This window comes from Nonomuraea sp. JJY05 (assembly GCF_043496855.1).
Taxonomy (GTDB): Bacteria; Actinomycetota; Actinomycetes; order Streptosporangiales; family Streptosporangiaceae; genus Nonomuraea.
Genome location: NZ_JBIEIS010000125.1, coordinates 1 through 1,472, shown reverse-complemented (window position 1 = coordinate 1,472; position 1,472 = coordinate 1). Strand labels below are relative to the sequence as shown.

The window sequence follows — 1,472 nt, the reverse complement described above, 5'->3', positions numbered from 1 at the left end:
CGCGGGCCTGCGGATCGAGGGTGAGCTCGACCGCGCCACTCTGCCCGCCCTGAGGCGGGCGCTGGCCTCGATGGCGAGCGGCGGCGCCGGCTTCTGCGTCGATCTGAGCAGCCTGACGTTCATCGACACCGGCTGCCTGCGCGCCCTGGTCAGCGCCGCCGCCGCTCTTCACGACAGCGGCGGCGACCGTGTCCTGACCCTGCGGTCGGTGCCTCCACAGGTGCGACGCCTGCTCGAGCTCACCGGCTGGCACCAGACGCCCGGTCTCCACCTGCAGGCGCCGGCGCGCCCCGGCTGCCCCACGCCTGGCCCAGCTCACGCATGAGTCCACCGGCCCCCCGAGGGATGCCCGGGGCGTGGTGCCGCCGGCCACTTGCCCGGGCCGTGACAGCAGCCCTGTCACCGACCGCATTCGACCTCATCGCGAAGCCCTATCCCCGCAGTGCCAGCATCCAGTCATGCCCTCGATCGGAGCACCTCATGACCACCCTCCACCCCCACCTCGGGGCAGGTCTGTGGCCCATCCCTGCCAGCGCCACCATCGTGCACCTGCGCGGCGAGCTCGACCTCGCCACCCGCGAGACGCTACGCGAACGCCTCCTGCGCGCCTTGCGGCACAGCACCAGCCTGCTCATCCTCGACCTGTCCGGAGTGTCGTTCTGCGACGCCGCCGGGCTAGGCGTCGTGGTCGGTGTCCAGCACCGGGCCCGATCCCTGGACATCGCCCTCGGCCTGGCCGCCCCCCGCCCACACCTGGCCAGGGTGCTGCGCCTCACCGGCCTGGACCGCAGCTTCCCGATGTACGACACCACCCCGGGCAGAGGCTCCAGCCGCCCCGCGGCAGCGCGCTGAGACGTCGTCCGCACATGTCTGTTCTCGCCACCGCTGCCAGCAGGACGACCGCCGGGCCACGCCCTTGTCTTCCCGCTGAGGCAACAGCCGAGCTGGATCGGCTACGTCATCAGGTGCTGGGAGAAGCCCAGATCCAAGCCGCCGCGATCCTCGCCCAGGCCCGCTCCGACGCCGAGCAGATCATCGCCTCGTCACAGATCATCGCCTCGGCCACGCTGCAGCGCGCGCAAGGCCGGCACCTGCCCCGGCCCCAGGCGGGCCAGGTCACGCAGCCGGCGCCTGCGCTCGCCGACGGCCCTGCGCCGATCATGGTGCTCAACGACCGCTGGCGCATCTACGCCCCCTTGAACGCCGACGCCAGCGCCATGGCCACCCTGTACAAGGCCTACGAGCTCGCCGACCCCGCCACCATCGTCGTGGCCAAGGTGTTCCACCAAGCCAACAGCGACCCCCAGCGATTTCGCACCTTCCTGCGGGAAGTACGGAGCATGCGCCTGCACCACCCGCACATCGGGCAGATCCTCGCCTCCGGCCAAGACCGCAGATCCCAGGCGGTCTACCTCATCTCGCCCCTCTACCAGCCGGGCAGCCTCAACCTCCACCTCCAGCAGCGGGCAGGC

3 protein-coding genes are annotated in these 1,472 nt (G+C 71.7%); all 3 read left to right on the top strand.

The window, feature by feature from the left end; all coding sequences use genetic code 11:
* A partial coding sequence (locus ACFKCF_RS61570) for an STAS domain-containing protein (protein WP_394506786.1) occupies positions 1-325 on the top strand: 325 nt, incomplete at its 5' end.
* 155 nt (positions 326-480) lie between these two features.
* The gene (locus ACFKCF_RS61565) at positions 481-852 is read left to right on the top strand and encodes an STAS domain-containing protein (RefSeq protein ID WP_394506784.1); all 372 of its coding nucleotides are present in this window, start codon (positions 481-483) and stop codon (positions 850-852) included.
* A gap of 113 nt (positions 853-965) precedes the next feature.
* Positions 966-1,472: hypothetical protein (locus ACFKCF_RS61560; RefSeq protein WP_394506782.1), on the top strand; the 507-nt coding region annotated here is incomplete at its 3' end.